Below are 20,176 nucleotides of genomic sequence, written 5' to 3'. Positions count from 1 at the left end.
AACAAAAAAGGCGATGAAACCTCATCGCCTTTCGTTTATTTACATCCGCGTTTATTTGCCAAGCAGAATACGCAGCATACGACGCAAGGGTTCAGCTGCGCCCCATAACAGTTGATCGCCCACAGTGAACGCTGAAATGTATTCTGGCCCCATGGTCAGTTTACGAATACGACCAACCGGAATAGACAATGTGCCGGTTACTTTGGCTGGTGTCAGTTCCTGCATGGTGATATCGCGATCGTCCGGGATCACTTTTACCCAGTCGTTGTGCTTAGCCAGCAGCGCTTCGATTTCTTCAACGCTGATGTCCTTTTTAAGCTTCAGGGTAATTGCCTGACTGTGACAGCGCATGGCGCCAACGCGAACACATAAACCATCTACCGGCACAGGCGACGCTTCAGTGCCAAGGATCTTGTTGGCTTCCGCCTGCGCTTTCCACTCTTCACGACTCTGACCAGAAGGCAACTGCGTATCGATGTACGGAATAAGGCTGCCTGCCAGCGGCACACCAAACTGTTCGGTCGGGTTGTCGTCAGAACGGATAAATTCAGCAACCTTGCGATCAATGTCCAGGATCGCTGATGACGGATCTTCCACCAGCTCTTTTACATTGCCATGCACGGCGCCCATCTGACTTAACAGCTCGCGCATGTGCTTGGCACCAGAACCAGACGCCGCCTGATAGGTCATTGGCGTTGCCCATTCAACCAAATCGGCTTCAAACAGACCACCAAGCGCCATCAGCATCAAAGAAACGGTACAGTTACCACCCACATAGGTTTTAACACCATTTTCCAGGCCTTTATCGATTTCACCGCGGTTTACCGGGTCCAGTACGATAACGGCGTCATCTTTCATGCGCAGCGCAGACGCCGCATCAATCCAGTATCCTTGCCAGCCTGCTTCGCGCAGTTTCGGGTAAACGTCTTTGGTGTAGTCGCCACCCTGACAGGTAATGATAATGTCTTGCGCCGCCAACGCTTCAATATCGGAAGCATCTTCCAACACACCGCAATCTTTACCGGCAAAATCCGGCGCTGGCAGACCCTTTTGAGAGGTCGTGAAAAAGGTTGGCTCAATGAATGAGAAATCGTTTTCTTCCTGCATTCGTTGCATTAACACCGAGCCGACCATACCGCGCCAGCCAACTAAACCAACTTTGTTTTGAGACATTCTCGAACCCTTTTAAATTTCCTCTCCGATGCCTGTCCTGTAGCAAAACCTCTTTATGGGCTCTTTATGCGTTTGCTACATTCATCGGAAACCTGTTGTAAAGGCCGCAGTCTATAAAGAAAGTCTACGCTTTGCCAGAAGCTTTTTATTACCTGGCTCACAGATTCAGTTGAACGAGGGGTTGCGGCAGTACTTAGATGGCAATTAGACACCAATTCCGGAGGATTACATAACCGCTAAGCGAAGAAGGTCTTCGATCAAAACGATGGGAGAAAGCGTAGAACAAACACAAAACCTTTACTAGTGAGTGTTTTTTGAACAGTTTTGAGAGTTTCATTTGGAAGGGTTCAGAAGATTATCTGATTATTTAGACCATTTAACTTTTGTTTCACAGTTGTAAATCCCTTAACAAAAGTGAGGATTATAAGGGGAAGGGTTTTCGCAATTTGGTTAGCTTTTGCTACGGTACAATGGGACTTTAGTTGAAGCAATGGTCAAAAATCATCCACATTGACACTTTTTGATACAGATCAAAATTGTCACTTTTGAAAACAAAATGTTAATGGGTTTTATGCACTAGCTACCTGCACACTATTTCGTTACTGAATCTTCATTTTACCCCTCTTGAGTCGCACCGATTTTTTCTCTACTCTCCTACGCCCGAAGACCTAATTTTATGTGCGATGGAATTTTTCTGTCGACACTACGTCGGACCAAACGAGGACACATTTAACAGTATGGCCACCTCTACTTTCACCACAAACGCCTTGGCGGTTTTCGTAAACCGTACGGCAATCGACAGCACGAAATGTGTTGGCGTGGTGTTATGGTTGGCGACGCTGGTTCTCCTTTTCAACGTTACACTTATTATTAGCGGCATCATGGCTGACTCATCAGAGTTCGTCGGTGCCTTGCACGATAATCTAGTTGTTGAACCCCATTCCTTTGCAATGATGGACGAAGCGCTGTCGTTGTTCTTCTTTTCAGCAATCCTGCTTATTTGTTTGTTGGGCATTCCTGTTCGTCCCGGGGTATTCACCCGCGCGAGCATCGTGACGTCCCGACAAATGCTAAACGTCGTCAATGACGACTATCGACAGCCGTTTGTACAACAGTTCGGCAGTCGAGCACCACCTTCTGACAAGTGATTTCTGGTGATTACAGACGTGCCTGCGGGTACCTCTGTAATCAACGGCGCGCCACGTGTCACTACAATTGTTGATTCCTGTCGCGTTCGCTTGTTCGAAAAACTTCGATAGTCACTATCGGAAAATTACGCGTGTCGCCTCACAGCGGCAATAACGTTGAACCCGGGTTATAGGAAAATGCTTTTGTCTATTCGTAACCTTTCTAAACTAGCTCTTGCCACAATCGTGCTGTTACTGGCCGGTTGTAGCGGTGGCGTACTTGATCCGAAAGGACAGGTAGGTATTGAAGAAAAGAACCTGATTATTCTGTGTACGATTCTCATGCTTATCGTTGTTATTCCGGTAATTGTACTCACGCTGTATTTCGCCTGGAAATACCGCGCAAGCCGCGATTTTGAAGTCTACACACCAAAATGGGCTCACTCTACCAAGATTGAAGCCACTGTTTGGTCTATTCCAATTCTGATCATCATTGCTTTGGGTATTATCACGTGGCAATCAACCCACGCCTTAGACCCATACGCTCCGCTTGAAGATAAAGGCGAGCACATGACCGTTGAAGTGGTTTCACTCAACTGGAAATGGCTGTTCATTTATCCTGAGCAAGGCATTGCAACGGTAAACGAATTGGTGATTCCGGCTAACAAGCCAGTTTCATTCAAAATCACTTCTGAAGGCACAATGAACTCGTTCTTCATTCCTCAGTTGGGTAGCCAAATCTACTCAATGGCGGGCATGGAAACTCAGTTACACCTGATTGCTGATGAGCCGGGTACCTATAAAGGTATTTCTGCAAACTACAGCGGTGCAGGTTTCACTGGTATGAAGTTCGACACCATTGCAACGCCAACTGAAGCTGACTTTGATGCCTGGGTTCAGAAAGTGAAATCAGAAGGCGGTTCACTGACTTCTGAGAACTTTACGCAATTAGCTGAAGATAGTGAAAACCACCCTGTCACTTATTACAGCACGGTCAGCGACGGTCTGTTCCACGAAATCATCATGAAGTACATGAAAGATCATGGCTCTATGGATTTCTATGGTAAGCCAGCTAATGCTGCTACAGGCGTAAAAGCCGAAGCGATGCAGCACAAAGGCCATCACATGGGGGTTGAAGAGTAAGTATGTCTTTTTTAGGTAAATTATCTATTGAGGCTGTACCGTACCACGAGCCAATCGTAATGGTTACGCTTGGGGTAGTTGCAGTACTCGGTCTGGTGATCGCAGGTCTGATCACCAAATACAAAGCATGGGGCCCGCTGTGGCGCGACTGGATCACGTCCATCGACCACAAACGCCTGGGTATCATGTATATCCTGCTTGCACTTATCATGCTTATGCGTGGCTTTGCCGACGCCATCATGATGCGTACGCAGCTTGCAGCGGCAACAAACGGCGCAGAAGGTTATCTGCCGCCAGAACACTATGACCAAATCTTCACCGCGCACGGTGTTATCATGATCATCTTTATGGCAATGCCATTTATGGTGGGTCTGATGAACATCATCGTTCCGCTGCAGATTGGTGCACGTGACGTTGCCTTCCCGTTCCTGAACAACCTGAGCTTCTGGCTGACGGCTGGTGGTGCAATTCTTATCAACCTGTCTTTAGGTGTGGGTGAGTTTGCGAAAACCGGTTGGGTTGCTTATCCGCCACTGGCGGGTCTGGAGTATTCACCGGGTGTCGGGGTTGATTACTATATATGGGCCTTGCAGATATCGGGGCTCGGGACGCTCTTGACCGGGGTTAACTTCCTGGTAACTGTATTCAAGATGCGTGCGCCGGGCATGAAACTGATGCAAATGCCTATCTTCACCTGGACATGTACCTGGGGTAACATCCTGATTGCTGCGTCATTCCCTATTCTGACTGCAGTACTGGCGATGCTTACGCTTGACCGTTATCTTGATTTCCACTTCTTCACCAATGATTTAGGTGGGAACTCGATGATGTACATCAACTTGTTCTGGGCATGGGGTCACCCTGAAGTTTACATTCTGGTTCTGCCAGCATTTGGTATCTTCTCGGAAATCATTTCTACCTTCACTGCGAAGCGTCTGTTTGGCTATAAGTCAATGGTTTACGCGTCGGGTGCAATTGCAATCCTGGGCTTCATTGTTTGGTTACACCACTTCTTCACAATGGGTTCCAGCGCAAACGTTAACGCCTTCTTCGGTATCATGACGATGGTTATCGCCGTACCGACCGGGGTTAAACTGTTTAACTGGCTGTTCACTATGTACCGTGGCCGTCTGACTATCACAACACCTGTGTTGTGGACGTTAGGCTTCATGGTTACCTTCACCATTGGTGGTATGACAGGCGTACTGCTTGCTATCCCAGGTGCTGACTATGTACTGCACAACAGCTTGTTCCTGATTGCTCACTTCCACAACACCATCATCGGTGGTGCGGTATTCGGTTACCTGGCAGGTTTTGCTTACTGGTTCCCGAAAGCGATGGGCTTCAAACTGGATGAGAAAACCGGTAAAGCGGCATTCTGGTGCTGGCAGATTGGTTTCATGGTAGCGTTCATGCCACTGTACGTACTGGGCTTCTTAGGAATGACCCGTCGTCTGAACCACACTGACAACCCGGACTGGAACATCTGGCTGTACATTGCTGCGGGTGGTGCATTCATCATCGCTGCAGGTATCTTCTTCCAGTTACTGCAACTGTTCATCAGCTTTAAGAACAAAGAAGCACTTAAAGATACTACGGGTGATCCGTGGAATGGTCACACGCTAGAGTGGTCAACTGCGTCTCCGCCTCAGTACTACAACTTCGCTGTTATTCCTCACATCAAAGACATTGATGCATGGACTGACATGAAAGAACGTGGCGAAGCGTATCAGAAGCCTGAAAAATATGCCCCAATCCACATGCCTAAGAACACCTCTGCTGGTTTCTTCATGAGCATGAGCTTTACGGTAATGTGTTTTGCACTTATCTGGCACATCTGGTGGCTGGCCGCTGTTGGTTTCATCGCCGGTATCGCAGTATTCATCAAGCGCTGTTACACCAGCGACGTAGATTACTACGTACAGGTTGATGAAGTAGAGAAAATCGAAGCAGAGCATTTATCTGCTAATGCTAAAGGAGTGAACGCATGAGCTCAGTAGCTACTGATATGCATCACGATCACGACCACGAGCATCACGAGAGTAATAGCGTTTTCGGCTTCTGGGTTTACCTGATGACCGACTGTCTGTTATTTGCCTCGTTCTTCGCAACCTACGCAGTGTTGTTTATGAACACTGCCGGTGGCGTGTCTGGTAAAGACATCTTTGAACTGGACTTCGTTGCAGTTGAAACCGCGGCACTACTGTTAAGTAGTATTACTTTCGGTTTTGCCATGATTGCAGCACACAAGCAAAACAAAGGCGGCACACTGTTATGGTTGGCTGTGACCTGGGTTTTCGGTGCCGTGTTCATCGGAATGGAAATCTATGAATTCCATCACCTGATCGTAAACGGCCATGGCCCTGATACCAGTGCCTTCCTCACCGCGTTCTTCTCGCTGGTAGGTCTGCACGGTCTGCACGTAACTTCAGGTCTGATTTGGATGACCATCATGATCATCGAAGTGATGCGTCGTGGTCTGAAAGATCAAACAGTTACGCGCCTGAGCTGCTTAAGCCTGTTCTGGCACTTCCTGGACATCGTCTGGATTTGCGTATTCACCGTTGTTTATCTGATGGGAGCACTGTAATGAGTCAGCACGATTCTCACGCTGTTAGCCATGCAAACGACCATGGTGATGTGAAATCCTATGTGATTGGGTTTGTTCTGTCGGTCATCCTGACAGTCATCCCTTTCTGGATGGTTATGGAAGGCGACTTCTCTAAAGGCACCACTATTTGGAGTATCGTTACTTTAGGTCTGGTACAGATTTGGGTTCATCTCAAATACTTCCTGCACCTGAACTTCGTTACCGAAGATGGCCGTGCAAGCACGTTCTCGTTCCTGTTCAGTGCCCTGATTATCTTCATGGTAGTCGGTCTGTCTGTCTGGATCATTTACGAGTCTAACGCGATGATGATGTACTAGCCTGCTGGCTGGTACATTTTCTGAGCGTACGCGAGGTAAACTGGAAATATGAAACCTGTATTTCGTCGATATTTAACCGTGACTAAGCCCGGCATTATTATGGGCAACCTAATCTCTGTCGCCGGTGGTTTTCTGCTGGCATCTCGGGGTGATGTTGACTTTATGCTGATGGCGGCAACGCTGATTGGCTTATCACTGGTTGTTGCATCCGGATGTGCAATTAATAACTGCATTGACAGGGATATTGATGCCAAGATGCAACGTACCCGCTCCCGGGTTACCGTGACCGGGGAAATGTCGCTGAAAGCCGCATTCTGGCATGGCATTGTGCTGGGTGTGATGGGTTTTGCTCTGCTGGTGGCGTACACCAACGCCACTGCGGTGTTTTTCGCTGCACTGGGTTATGTGGTGTATGTGGGCGTTTATAGCCTGTATATGAAACGTAACTCTGTGTACGGCACACTGGTTGGTAGCTTGTCTGGTGCGGTTCCCCCGGTTGTGGGTTACTGCGCGGTAAGTGGCCAGTTCGATGCTGCCGCTGCCATTCTGCTGGTGATGTTTAGTTTGTGGCAAATGCCCCACTCTTACGCCATCGCTATTTTCCGTTTCAAAGATTATGAAGCGGCGAATATTCCGGTACTGCCGGTTGCAGAAGGTATCGAAAAAGCCAAACTGCATATCGTGCTTTACATTGCGGTATACGCGATTGTGACCATGATGCTGTCGATTGCAGGATACACAGGTATTGGTTTCCTGGCCGTCGCCTGTACCACCAGCTTCTGGTGGCTGCTGATGGCACTGCGTGGTTATCGCCCTGATATCGACATGACACGCTGGGCGCGTCAGGTGTTCGGCTTCTCCATACTGAACATCACGATCCTCAGCATTGCCATGGCGGTAGACTACCACGATGTAGCACCTAAACTGTTCGCCTTAGCGCTATAGACTAGTAAATACGAAAAAGGGCCGCTCAATTGAGCGGCCCTTTTGTTTGTGAAAAGAGAATATTAATAGGTTACCGGTGACTCAGGATCGGTATTGAAAGTCGTGCCATCCGCCATGGTTAGCTTGAACATGTACCAGTAAGTTGTTCCCTCCACTAGTCCCGTAGAATCGGTAAGTTCACCAGCTTGTGGGGCATCGAATACGACTCTTCCTCGACCTGGCAATCTGGCTGAGGTATTACGGTAAATTTCTACCCGATTGATTCCTTGAGGGAAGTCTTCAAGACTCCATGTTAGATGAATACCACCTTCAACTCGCTCAGCAGTCAGATTGGTCAGTGGTACCAGGAAGCGCTCTGCGAAGATAGCATCAGACAGAATAACCTCGCCCTCAGCATCCTCAAACTGCAACCAGTAGTAATGCGCACTGCCTGCTGACGCTTCCGGATCTGTCCATTCTGTTTCACCGTTTTCTAACCGTGCAACCTGTTCACTGGTAGTGAAATCAGCAACCCCCGAATCATCGACAGCACTACGAAACACATTCACCGCCGCCACGTCGAGATTGCGAACATGCCAAGACAGTGTCACCGGCGACTCGCTGCTCAGGTGCCAAGTGCGGACTTCCGGCACTTCGGTTTTGCTAAGTTTACCAATCGCTTCTAGAGTGAGAAGCTCTAGGCTCCCTCTGCGCTTACCCTTCACGCTTGCCTCAGCGGTATAGTAATAGGTCACGTCTGGCTCAACATTGGTATCCGTAAAGTAATTTTTCTGTCCCGGTAACCGGATAACAAACTCGGCATCACCGTGGTCTGCTTGAGTAGAACGATAGATCTTTATTTCATAAATCTTTTCTACTGGATTATAAAAACGAAGCTTAATTGCTGATTCGCTAGCATGAGCAGCCATTCGCATCTCGGGGTTTACCGACAGTACTTCACTGCCGTAGTCAGGAATATCCGTGGTGTCACTGCCCAGATAAAAAGCTGGGTGTGGTGGTTGATTATAGCCCACATTCTGCCAAGCAATGGCGACACGGTACTGAGGCTCTTGCATCAACGTAGGAATTCGATATGTTGTTGGTTCCGTGGTTGAGAATATCTTCAGTTCAGTGCTGTCGTTGCTGCGCCACATCACTTCTTCACGCCAGTCACCAAATATATCTGCAGATAACGACGGTGTGGCTTTAGTGCCATTATTGGAACCCACGTCGTATAAACCGCCATCGAGCATTGTGTGGGTTGTAAGCAGTTCAGGGTCCCACTTCGAAATCGTGATGTTATCCAACAGTTCTCGACTTAAATCGCCATCCCACCAACTTGCAAAGTTAATTGGCCCAGGGCGGACGTCACTTATTACAGTACCATCTGCGGCCACGAGCCCACCTCTTGTACCGTAATTTTCCATTCCAGGATAATTCGGAACAATATCAGCGCTAAGTCCACGCCCTACATCTGCTCCGTTACTGGGGCGGTGCCAAAGTATTTCTCCCGTTGCCGCGTCATGCAGTTCAACGCCGAACTCGATGCCGCCTTTGGTATAGGCTGCTGCGGACTCATGTACCATAAAAATTTCTTGGCCGGGCCGGTTCGGATCTATATCGCTCATGTGCAGTGCATCGCCATGGCCTAGCTCCGTGCTGTAAAGCAAAGTTCCATCGTGATCAATAGTGGCCGCACCGAACACGATTTCATCCATACCATCATTGTCCACGTCGCCTATGGACAAGCTGTGTGCGCCTTGTCCAAATGCCAACGCTGAATCTCCGCCATCATCACTATCGAACACCCAGCGGGACTGAAATTTGCCGTTTTCCCAGTCAAATGCCGCAATTACCGCACGGGTATAATAACCACGGGAAAAGAGCATACTCGGGTGCTCGCCGTCTAGATAGCCCACTCCTGCTAGAAAGCGATCTACACGGTTACCGTAGTTATCGCCCCAATCTGACACCGTGCCCCGTTGCGGAATATAATCAATTGTATCGAGCGCCTCACCAGTGAGGCCATCGAACATGGTCAGGTATTCTGGCCCGTCGAGGATCATACCGCCGTCATTACGCCAGTCGGCCTCAGCATCACCAATGACAGCGCCAGTACCATCAGTTGTGCCGTCAGCTGTTTTCATCGCAATTTCGGCTCTGCCATCACCATCGAAATCATAGGCAAGAAACTGGGTGTAATGTGCGCCGGAGCGAATATTCTGACCCAGATCGATTCGCCAGAGTTGCTCGCCATCCAGAGTGTAAGCATCGAGCATCGTTTTACCGGTGAAGCTCGGTAAGTTGTCATTGCTGTTGCTCGGATACCATTTGATAATAATTTCGTAGCGACCATCGCCAGTAAGATCCGCGACGCTAGCATCGTTAGCACTATAGGTATAAGTGCTGCCTACCACCCAATCATCCTGAGGCTTATTCAGTGGAATACTTAAGTAAGGAGCATCCCATACTGGTACCTCGTCTGTACGATTCAGCCCGGTCCCTCCTCGTCCTTCGTGCACACCTACACTGTAGACATGGTTTGATGAGCCTGTTTCGTCAATATAGAAAGTTTCGCCATCGAGTTTGTGATGATTCAGTTTTCGACCATTACGATAAACGTTAAAAGAAACTGACTTTGGATCGTCGACCAACAGCCGCCAGCTGATAATATTCCCGCCTTCAGTTGGTATAGCAACTACACCTCGGTCAAGCTTTTCAACTCGCTTCCCTTGCACTGAATTGATAGTTTCCTGTGCACCGATAAAACCAGAACAAAGCATGAGAGTGCTTGCTATAAGTGCCCCATGTTTCTTACCTGCTACCATAAATCCACCCTGGATAAGATTGTTTAAAATACAGAGAGCCAGTATTGAATAGCCCTCTCCGCAAGCAACTGCTGTCTGCTAACGTCAAGCAATCTAGGAAACAAAATTTTAACATTCAATTAAAAGTCTATTTTCTTCATCTTAGTTTTAAATATGAATTCAAAAGGCTTAAAGATGCGGCTAGAAAAAATCCCAATATAAAAAAATCCGGTACCCTCTCTCGGGTACCGGATTTTTCAGAATTGACAGAAAAGTCAATCGGTACTTAGCAACACAAAACTAGGCTAACTCAAAGTGGTGTTACCGTTATCACAGGCTTACTGCCATCTGGCCCTGACACCGTGAAGCGGTAGGTGCCGGCTTCAGCATTAATCATCAGGTTGTTATTACTGACCCCTAGCACTTTGGGAACATCTACCATCACTTCGTTTGAGGCTTCGCCATCTGGATTACCGAAGTTCACCGTGCTCCAGTCTTCTGAGGCGACCTTAAACTCCGTTGCACCACCGCTAAGCACGATATCCGCCGTATAGGTGCCATCGCCCTGCCACGTCAGTGCGTTGTCGGTGCCCCATGAATTCATGCCGCCACGAATAAATACTGGCGTTGCGCCAAAGAATTGCTCTTCGAAAACACCAATGGTAGGTATTTCACCATTTCGCGCTGACAGCACAAACACATAGCTGTTGTTCGCCTCAATGGTCAGCACCAGATTTTCGTTAGTCGCGGCAAGGAACTGCGTTGTACCCACGTTAACGGCAGTATCTGACTCGTTATTTGTCATTCCGCCCAGATTAACCGTAGACCAGTCTTCCGACGCAATCTTGAACTGATAGGTGCCCGGCTCCAGCGTAGTAGCAAAAGTGTATACTTTATCGCCCTGGTAGCTAAAGGCATCGTCCGTTCCCCAGCCATTCATATCGCCACGCAGATAAACGGTGGTTGGTGCAAATGGCTCGTCATAGTTGACAGTCAGGATCGGGGCGCTGATATCTGAAGCATCCACACGGAATTCATACAGTGCCGTTTCTGCTGGCGTAAAGCTCAGGTTGGTATTGCTTACGCCCAGTACCATGTCATCGCCAAGAGCGACAATACCATCAGAACCGTCCGCAGCACCAAAGTTTACTGTATCCCAGTCTTCTGATGCCATTTTGAACCCGTAAGTGGTGCCGGCAGTTAGCGTTGCCGTAACCGTATACACGCCGTCGCCCTGATAAGTAAACGGTGACTCTGTGCCCCACTCGTTCATGTCACCTCGTAAATAGGCAACAGTATCACCGAACGGTACAATATCCGGCGCACCGGCAGTGGCGTAAGCCGACAAGCCATAGCCTTGCGCCCCCATCTGCGGTTTTACGAATACCGCAGTGGTCAGTGCGGGCACGGTAAAGGTACCGTTGCCTTCGTCATCGCCGGTCCCTTCCGTGAACATGGCGGTACGTACCGTATTGTCTACTGAGTTCATCAGCACGTTGTGTAATTCAAAACCGGTTGCCGTAGCGACAGTAATGGATTTATCTTCGTAGCCGGTGTTTACCACCACCATAATGGCATCGACGGCGGGATCAATATCAGCCAGTGGTGTTTCACTTGTTTCGTTGTAACCATCATCAATGCTCATGGCCACCAGCCCCACTTGCTGACGGGCTCCGATGTTATGGAAACCCACACGCTGAATAATGTCGTCCATGGTGGTCAGGCGGAATAACTTACTGCCAGAGCGGATCATCAGGTATTCATCGAACACCGTGGAAGCAAATTCAATTTCTCCCATGCTGGCAGCACGCTCAGCGTCGTAGATAAACGCACTCATTTCATCCCAGCGCGCGGAATTATCTACTGCCAGCGGTAAGCCGATATTCCAGTTGTTGGTATTGAAGGTGAAGTCCACATAGTTGAACCAGTCGCCGGCATCGTAACTGTTGCGATCCATAGACTTAGAGCGCAGGAAGTCCCCCCCCATTTGCAGAAACGGAATACCTTGTGACATCAGCGGTAAGGTAATACCGATGTTCTGTGCACGAACACGCTGCTCAAGCGTTAAGTCCATTGGTAGTGAGTAGTTAAACTGATCCCACAGGGTTTCGTTATCGTGTTTAGACACATAGTTGATAACGTCGGCTGGGTCCTGACCGTAACCACCCAGACTACTGGTTGTGGTAGCAGAGCCACCGGAAGTTTTCAGCACATAGTCGGTGAGTGTGCCGGCCATGCCCATTTTGAGACGATCCTGTGCACTCAGCGCTTCGTCACTTTCAGGGTTAAACAGATGACCGTAACGGATAGCGTCGCGGATGCGGTCGTTATAAGTACCGATTTGGGTGCCGCCCATATTGATCTGGTTGGCCTGCTCGTAACCTCTGTCTTCTTTCAGCCAGCCTTCGCCGTAGAAATAGTTATCTTCGTCAATTGTCTGAACAGCATCACGCAAACGCACCATGGTATCAACCGTGGCCTGACTCATGATGTCAAAGCGGAAGGAATCAAACTTATACTGCTCGGTCCACAACAGCAGCGAATCCAGCATCAGCTTTTCCATCATCGCCTGACGGGGCTCGGTATCTTCACAGCATGTTTCCTGTACCATTGCGCCGGTTTCCACGTCGTAACGGTGATAATAGCCCGGTACCATTTTATCCAGCACTGAACGCGGATACACACCTGAAGCATTGGTGTGGTTATACACCACATCCAGCACGACCCGCAGACCTATCTCATGCAAGGCCATATTCATTGCCCGCATTTCAACGATACGCTGAACACCCTCGGCGTCAGACGCGTAGCTGCCTTCAGGCACATTGAAGTGATACGGATCGTAACCCCAGTTGAAAGAATCGAAGCCACGCATTTGATCAATAAGCGCCTGGGCTTTACCACCTTCAGAGGCCGGATCGTAGCTTTCCAGCAGATCCTTAATCACCGCCCCTTCCGGTTCCTCTTCGCAAATGGTTGCGTTGCGGTTAAGGCGACACAGATCGCCAATCGTATCGTTAATATTCACCACATTCGCTGGGTTCTCATCCACGCTGGCAATGTCGTTGGCAGGCAGCATATGGAAGTGGGTCATACCGGCATTAGCCAGCTTCTGCAAGTGCGTAACCGGTGCAGTACCTTCTTCCGTGAATGCCAGATATTTGCCCCGGTTCGCTTCAGAGGTAGATTCATCAAGTATACTGAAGTCGCGGATGTGACCTTCGTAAATCACCGCATCTTCCGGATCGGCAATCGTTGGAATCGATTGGGTATCCCAGCCGTCTGGTTTGAGATCGTCATCTGACAGATTTACAAAGCGTGAGAATCGGCTGTTGGTAGAAAGTGAAACCGAATAGGGGTCGGTGACTTCCAGGTTTTCCAGCTCGCCAGTAACAGGGTGATACACCGTAACCTCGAATCGATACAAGGTACGGTCCAGCGACATATCGCCGTCGTAGCGCCAGATTCCGGTATTCTCATCCAGCGTCATCGGATATGTATTCTGCAGTGACTTGCTGTCTGAGTAGCTCAGCAGATTAACCTGCTGTGCGGTAGGTGCCCACACCACAGCAGAAATGCCGGTGTCGGTATAAACCGGTCCTAGCGAGGCCTCGTTGGCATCGTCATCGCCGCTGGTGTAAAGCACATCCAGTACGTTAGCTAACTGAATACCCGTTGCAGCAACCAATTTGCCTTCATCGTTGTAGCCGCCGATTGCAGTCTGGGTTTTCAGTACCGCTTTCGCCGCAGCTTCATCCCAGTCGCCTTGCCATGCTTGCATGGATTGCAGGTGAGGTGCCAGCGCGATTTGCTCATCGGTGAGGGTGGTTTCAGTCAGCGTCAGCACTGCACCGTTAAGGCCATCTTCCAGGGTAGATTCAAGTCCTGCCGTTTCGCTGTAATGCAATTCAACGGTTTCTACACCTTCTGGCGCGTTCCACAGAATGGTGTTCACATCCAGCCAATGTGCTCCGAGACCTTCAACATCGACGGGTTGTTCACCTAAAGAAATAATCGGAAATTCGAAAATGATTGCTTCACCAGACAGGGTAAAGTTCATGCGGGTAAACGTTTCGTCGTCTTGAACCAGCGAGCCTGCGTAGTTGCTTCCTCCCATTTCCTTTCCGGCATCATCGGTGCCTTTATGGATAATGAAGTTATGACAGGTGCCATAATTTTCTTTTAGCTCAAGTACCCAGTAGGCGCCATAATTCGGATCGATGCCAGTTGGCTGACGGCCATTGGCCCAGTCGGTATCTGCATCGGCATAGGCATCACAGGTTTCATCATTCCAGGTATGCAGACGCCAGCCGTCATAAGCCGGGTCGTTGGGAATGTTATCGGCATCCACAGAGCCGCGGTTGTAGTAAAGCACCGCCTGATATTCACCGGGAAAGAATGCCGGTGCAGGTAACGTAGGATCAGCCCCCACTACGCAAGCATTATTGGCTTCGTTCGGTACTGTTGGCGGGTCGCACTCGATGGGAGGCGGCGCGACGCACTGTGTGCCCGTTGAATCCGGGATCAACGGCGAGTCGCAGGTAAGCAGGTTATTGCTACCCGATTCGATGTCCGAGCCGCCACAACCGGTTAATACAAAAAGTGTCAGTATGCAGGCCAGCAGCCCACAAGCCTGTTTGGTAAGTCTGGTCATATCTGATGTCCATTTACGTCTTTTCGCTTTGGCGCTATTCAGTTTGTTCATGATTGTTGTTCTCACAGTGAATAGGTCAGTCCGAGGTAATACTGGGTACCGAAGAATTGCAGTGTGCCTGTTTGCTCCGGTGTCGAGAAATAGCTGCGGGTAGGTTCGTCGGTAAGGTTGTTTACCTGAAACAGCATGCTCAAATTGTCGTTAATCTCGTAAGAGGCCTGATAGTCAATCACCAGTTCATCGTCGAAGTTTACGGTTTGATCATTTACCGCTACCTGCTGCGATACGAAGGCATCACGATAGCGGGCAGAAACCCGGGTTTCGAAACCTTCGTACTCCCAGAACAGCGTCGCCGTTACCACGTTTTCAGAGAGTCCAGGCAATTGGCTGGCAAACACGCCTTCACTCAATGTGCGCTGAATCTCACTTTCTGTGAACGAATAGCTAGCACTCATACCTAACCCAGACCACATGCCAGGTAACATGCTATAGATTTCGGTGTAGGCTATTTCGACACCACGAATATAGCCGCCTTCCGCATTGTTAATTGCCGTCTCGTAACGGCCATTTTCGGTTGGCACGGTCACGAACAACGGATCACCGGCCGCATCCAGTGCCAGCTCTGGCTCCTGCCCGCTAAATTCACTTTCCAGGTAAACGGGTACCTGCACCGAGTCTGGTACGGTGAATCCATTTCCTTCAAAGTCGTAAGGTTCAACGGCGATATTCTCGATGAATGACTCAATGTTCTTAAAGAAGCCGGCTACCACCAGCGCGCCATCGGTCTCGTCGAAGTAATACTCGTAAGACAAGTCATATTGGGTCGCGTAAAACGGTTCAAGATAAGGGCTGTTGCGTGCTGAACCGTTTACCCGGGCGGTAGGTTGAGACAAGGTCACTTCCCCTGAATCTCTGTCCATCGTCGCGGTAATGGTTTCCACGGTAGTAGAAGCATTGGCTGCAAAACGGTTGATTGGCGCACGCCCCATCACTTTCGCAGCAGCTACCCGTAACTGGGAATTGTCAGTCAGCTTGAAATTTAAGTTTATCGACGGCAATACATCGGTAAATTCATGGGTCAGAATGGTTGGGCGATAGAAGTTATTGATCAGCCCCAACTCATCTGTAATGTTTTGCGCGCCGGCGGTAGGATCGCTGACTTCCTCACTCACACCGGTCTCGGGGTCGGTAACCAGGCGTGTTGCGCGCTGAAGCGTGGTGGAAGCTTGTTTAGTACGGACATAGCGTACACCCACATTTCCGGTCATGGGTATGCCAAACAATTCCGTGTCCAGGTTCGCCATTAAATATGCTGCGTTTACAGTTTCGAATACTTCACCACTTTCCTGTATCGTCCAGGCCGACGCAGCGTTTGTGCCATCGCCATTAATCACGCCCGCGGCGCCAGGCCCCCAAGTTTGTGCGGGTTGCGGAATACCGTCAGGAAACCAGGCGTTCAGCGCCGAATTTAAATCGATAGAAAGGTAGCTTGGGAAATACGAAAAGGCGCCAGACCAGTCCACCACTTCAGACATGCCTTCCGTTATGTTCAGTGGCGGCTGACTTACCGAGAATCCGCCATCATTTCCGAATTCGAATATAGCGCGATCATTGCTGAATTCACGATCAGAATAGCGATAACCAAACTCGATACCGGATACGACAGGCAGGTCGAGAAAGTATTGGAAATCTGCTCGGTAAGCATCCAAATCATCCTCGTTTTCATACGGATAAATACCGTATTTACTGATCATCGCCCGATTTAAGTCGGTAAACGCATCAGTTTGATTGAACGCGAGATCTGGCAGGTTGAGTCCATTCAGCAAATAACTGATTTGCACGTTTTCATCGAAGGTGGGATTGGCGGCATTCGCGTCTTCCGCGACCAGAGACCAAAGTAGACCATTTCGAAAATCACTTTCAGCGGTGGATTTAGACACGTCAAACTGGGCACTCAGGTTATCCGTTATCTGCCAGTCAGCTTTAATACCGAAACTTGCCACCTGGTCGAAGTCCTGATTATCATCGTTCACCAGCTCTACCCGGGTGAAACTGCTATCAGAGCGGGTAAATGTGCCTCCGATCACACTATTATTTACCACCACAGGGTTAATAATATTGGCGTTGATGCCGCCGAGCTTCACCCTGAAACCACGGGCGAACGCTTCAGAATCAAACTTAGACAAAAAGGCATCAGCTTTCAGTTTAAAATTGTCGGTTGGCGCCCACTCTACTGAAGCCATGTAACCGTTCCGGGTTTCCTCCCCACCCTTATGCTGCATTTCAAACCCTTCGGAAATGTATTCGCACTCAGGGCAGTCAGTACCGGCGGCATCGTTGTCACCTTCGATACCATCAACGTCGACAGCGCCGTTGTAGGCAAAACCAATAAATTGCGTTGAAACGCTGGGCTGAAACAAACGTGCATAACCTAACGATACCCCTACGGTGTCATCCATAAACTTCCCCTGATAGGAAAAGCTAATGCGATGACCATATTCTTCTGCATCAGGGATCTCGCTGGCCCTGTCATTGAACATGCCACGAACGTTCGCATTAAACGTGTGAGTCTGTTCATTAGCCAGCGCACTCGCGGTTTGCAGTTCTACAGTACCGGCAACGCCGCCTTCTATCAGCGAGGCTTTCGGCGATTTATACACCGCAGCTGAATTAATTAATTCTGAAGGGTACTGGTCAAATTCAATGGCGCGACTACCACTGGTAGAAACTTGCTCACGGCCATTTAATGTTGAGAAAACAAAGTCGCCAGACAAACCGCGAATGTTAATTTCAGCAGCCTGACCACCGGTTCGTACTGCCGAAATACCTGGCAAGCGAGTCAGCGCATCGGCCATTGACACGTCGGGTAATCCCCCTAAGTCATCGGCAGAAATCTGTTCGGTGACCGTATCACTAAACCGTTTCTGATTGAGGGACTGGATCAGACTCGAGCTAAAACCGCGTACTTCAATACGCTCAATGGTTTCATCGTCATTGGCTGTTTCGGACTCTTCAGCCTGCTGAGCGTGCAACGCAGAACTGGAGAGGATGAGACCGCTGGCCAATAGGCCGAGGGTAATTATGTTAGGTTTAAATATTTTCATGCTGGGCGTTCCAATAGTTATTTTTTACCCGGAAACCAGCGAACATTTCCGGACACTACTTTTTATTCCAGCTTAAATCTTATCCTTGTGGTGAAATTTAGAGCAACATCATGCATACGTATTCATAACTTAAATTTTACATTTTTAACTTCTTGATTTGTGCGTCTTATAATCGTAAAAATTGGCGAATGGGTTGGTATCAACCGGGAATTAACCGATTGGATGAGGGTTCTGAAAAGCAAATAGAAGGTGTCGGTTAACAACTTAACCGACTTAATATTTTAAAACACTGGATGTTCTGAGCGTAGTTTAAGAGTTTTTCTCATCGAAAATGCCATACGCTTTCATCCAGGAAAGCATAGCTTCAAACCAGTCGATGGGATGACGCATTCCAAAGCCATGGCCGCCGTCTGGTAAGAGTAACATTTGCACCGGAACACGTTTGTTAATCAATGCTCGGTGATAATTAAGTGCGTTGGTTACTGGCACCGCTTTATCATCGTTAGCGTGAACAATGAAAGCGGGAGGCGTATTAGTCGTTACATTCATCTCAGCAGAGAAGCGTTGAATCATTCCTTTATCGTAGTTGTCCCCTAGCAGTGAGGTTCTTGAACCTTCATGGGTAACGCCGTCAGTCATTGAAACAAGCGGGTAAATCAGAATTTGAAAATCCGGACGCAATCCCTTTCGGCTATGAACCGCCTGTACCGGTTTCTTGAAATGTGTTGCAACGGTAGATGCCAGATGTCCACCGGCTGAAAATCCCATAACGCCAATTCGTTCATTATTCAGCCCCCATTTTTCCGCATTCTTGCGAATTAGCGTCATAGCCTGCTGTGCATCTTGCAATGGTCCGGTTGACGGATTTTCCATGTTGGCCGCAAGAGGCATGCGATACTTTAAAACAAATGCGGTTATACCAACTTCAGCAAAACGCTCAGCAACCTTAAAGCCTTCCTTGTCGATAGCAAGATGCTGGTAACCGCCGCCCGGCATGATTAACACCGCCGTACCATTACGCGCCTGAGGCTGCGGTGCAACCATTGTCAATTCAGGTTTGTCCACCGCCACGACAGACTGATCGCCCACCGTTTGCCTGCCAACATATTCAGAAGCTGTGTGACTAATTTCTCCGGGGATCCCCGTTGGATATAAATCGATTTCAGTGCGGGTCCAATTATCAGCCAACGCGAAGTCTCCATTCAGGAAAAGGAACAATATAAAAAAGCAGAGTCGTTTCATGGGCAGGTCGTCCGTGATTAGGCAAATGGGCATTCTGCATCATCTGGACTAGAAAAATAAAGCAATGGCAGATTTGTTTCAAATACGAAAGCACGTTCCCTGTAATAGATACAATCTGGTTTGAAGCAGTTTCATTAGAAATACCGCAAGTGTTCGCAAAGTGAACAAAAATCTTGTTTTAAGGTTAAAACCGTTCATTTTACATACACCAATGTATGGCACAGTACTTGATACTGTTTAAGCGATACTGGATTGCGCTTTTTGCCTTAACGACACTCTCTGATCCTTCTTATTTTTTTCCGGGATCATTACAGCGCATTCCTTCTGCTACATTCATTTTGAGGACATAGATAATGAAAATTTCATTGAAAGCAATCGCGGGTATCGCTGCACTCACTTCTCTGGCTACTTTCGGCTCTCAGGCACAATCTTTGGATACGCCCTGGCAAGACGACGCCGGCTTTTATGTTGGCGGTAACTACGGTTATCTGAACGTAGATGGCCACGATGATTTCGACGATGACAATGATGTATGGCAGGGTTTAGTTGGCTATCGATTTAACCGCTACATCGCTGTTGAAGGCTCTTACATTGATTTTGGTGACTATGGTAACAACCTGTCACGGGCAGACTCAGACGGTTACACGGCAGCCGTAAAGGGTATCTTGCCAATTACCAATCGCTTCTCTGTTTATGCTAAGGCAGGGCAACTGTGGTGGGAATCAGACTACAACGTCGGTGGCGTTTCTGGCAGCTATGATGACGAAAGCCTCTTCATTGGCGCAGGTCTTTCCTACAATATTACCAAGAACCTCCTGGTAAATGCTGAATACACCGTTTATGACGCTGATTTAGATGCCGGAGAGTTGGCTGATAATTTCAGTGATACCGATTTCGACACAGATCTGAATCAGGCAAGTGTCGGTGTTGAGTACCGTTTCTAATAGTAGAATCAAGCAGGCCAGCATCGCTGGCCTGTTTTCGTTTTAACCGCAATTAACCTTCCCACACTTTTCCCGCTTTTTACTAATCAGCCTAATACAATTTCAGTAAGCAAATTCTACAAACGCTGCAGAA

Annotated in this window: 12 protein-coding genes; 7 read left to right on the top strand and 5 right to left on the bottom strand. The window is 48.6% G+C overall.

Translation table 11 applies throughout. From position 1 onward, the window contains the following. Positions 1–51: 51 nt before the first annotated feature. A complete protein-coding gene (asd, locus tag ACXAFQ_RS09235; RefSeq protein WP_474820496.1) occupies positions 52–1,173 on the bottom strand; it encodes an aspartate-semialdehyde dehydrogenase in 1,122 nt (373 codons plus the stop codon). 737 nt (positions 1,174–1,910) lie between these two features. Between asd and ACXAFQ_RS09230 the strand changes: the two genes are divergently transcribed. The 6 genes from ACXAFQ_RS09230 (at position 1,911) to cyoE (ending at position 7,316) form a co-directional block, all read left to right on the top strand. Continuing rightward, positions 1,911–2,321, top strand: a complete 411-nt coding sequence (locus tag ACXAFQ_RS09230; RefSeq protein ID WP_474820493.1) for a hypothetical protein — start codon at positions 1,911–1,913, stop codon at positions 2,319–2,321. 183 nt (positions 2,322–2,504) lie between these two features. Further along, on the top strand, positions 2,505–3,443 hold the full coding sequence (cyoA, locus tag ACXAFQ_RS09225) for a ubiquinol oxidase subunit II (RefSeq protein ID WP_070126363.1): 939 nt from the start codon (positions 2,505–2,507) through the stop codon (positions 3,441–3,443). A 2-nt stretch (positions 3,444–3,445) separates the two neighbouring features. After that, positions 3,446–5,434 (top strand): cytochrome o ubiquinol oxidase subunit I, encoded by a 1,989-nt coding sequence (gene cyoB, locus ACXAFQ_RS09220; protein ID WP_474820489.1) that lies wholly within the window; start codon positions 3,446–3,448, stop codon positions 5,432–5,434. Then, positions 5,431–6,033, top strand: a complete 603-nt coding sequence (cyoC, locus tag ACXAFQ_RS09215; protein ID WP_474820487.1) for a cytochrome o ubiquinol oxidase subunit III — start codon at positions 5,431–5,433, stop codon at positions 6,031–6,033. The genes cyoB and cyoC overlap by 4 nt, the downstream gene beginning before the upstream one ends. After that, positions 6,033–6,371, top strand: a complete 339-nt coding sequence (gene cyoD / locus ACXAFQ_RS09210) for a cytochrome o ubiquinol oxidase subunit IV (RefSeq protein WP_070126334.1) — start codon at positions 6,033–6,035, stop codon at positions 6,369–6,371. Before cyoC ends, cyoD begins: the two co-directional genes overlap by 1 nt. A 48-nt stretch (positions 6,372–6,419) precedes the next feature. Next, positions 6,420–7,316 carry a heme o synthase gene (gene cyoE, locus ACXAFQ_RS09205; protein WP_070126333.1) on the top strand — a complete coding sequence of 299 codons (897 nt, stop codon included), beginning with the start codon at positions 6,420–6,422 and terminating at the stop codon, positions 7,314–7,316. Between the two features lie 62 nt (positions 7,317–7,378). On the opposite strand, the gene ACXAFQ_RS09200 is transcribed toward cyoE, so the two are convergent. From ACXAFQ_RS09200 to ACXAFQ_RS09185, 4 genes are all read right to left on the bottom strand, one after another. Next, positions 7,379–10,123: a rhamnogalacturonan lyase gene (locus tag ACXAFQ_RS09200; protein WP_474820480.1), complete on the bottom strand. Its 2,745-nt coding sequence runs from the start codon at positions 10,121–10,123 to the stop codon at positions 7,379–7,381. A 289-nt stretch (positions 10,124–10,412) separates the two neighbouring features. Beyond that, positions 10,413–14,753, bottom strand: coding sequence for an alpha-1,6-glucosidase domain-containing protein (locus tag ACXAFQ_RS09195; protein WP_474820476.1), 4,341 nt, complete (start codon positions 14,751–14,753; stop codon positions 10,413–10,415). 62 nt (positions 14,754–14,815) lie between these two features. Then, positions 14,816–17,857 carry a TonB-dependent receptor gene (locus ACXAFQ_RS09190; RefSeq protein ID WP_474820472.1) on the bottom strand — a complete coding sequence of 1,014 codons (3,042 nt, stop codon included), beginning with the start codon at positions 17,855–17,857 and terminating at the stop codon, positions 14,816–14,818. Between the two features lie 309 nt (positions 17,858–18,166). Continuing rightward, positions 18,167–19,045 (bottom strand): alpha/beta hydrolase, encoded by an 879-nt coding sequence (locus tag ACXAFQ_RS09185; protein WP_474820470.1) that lies wholly within the window; start codon positions 19,043–19,045, stop codon positions 18,167–18,169. Positions 19,046–19,452: 407 nt separating this feature from the next. Between ACXAFQ_RS09185 and ACXAFQ_RS09180 the strand changes: the two genes are divergently transcribed. Continuing rightward, on the top strand, positions 19,453–20,043 hold the full coding sequence (locus ACXAFQ_RS09180; RefSeq protein WP_474820466.1) for a porin family protein: 591 nt from the start codon (positions 19,453–19,455) through the stop codon (positions 20,041–20,043). Positions 20,044–20,176: the final 133 nt, after the last annotated feature.

This window comes from Alteromonas sp. ABH2_165 (assembly GCF_056159945.1).
Note: the sequence above shows the minus strand (reverse complement) of the source record. Positions and strands in the feature narration are given on the sequence as shown.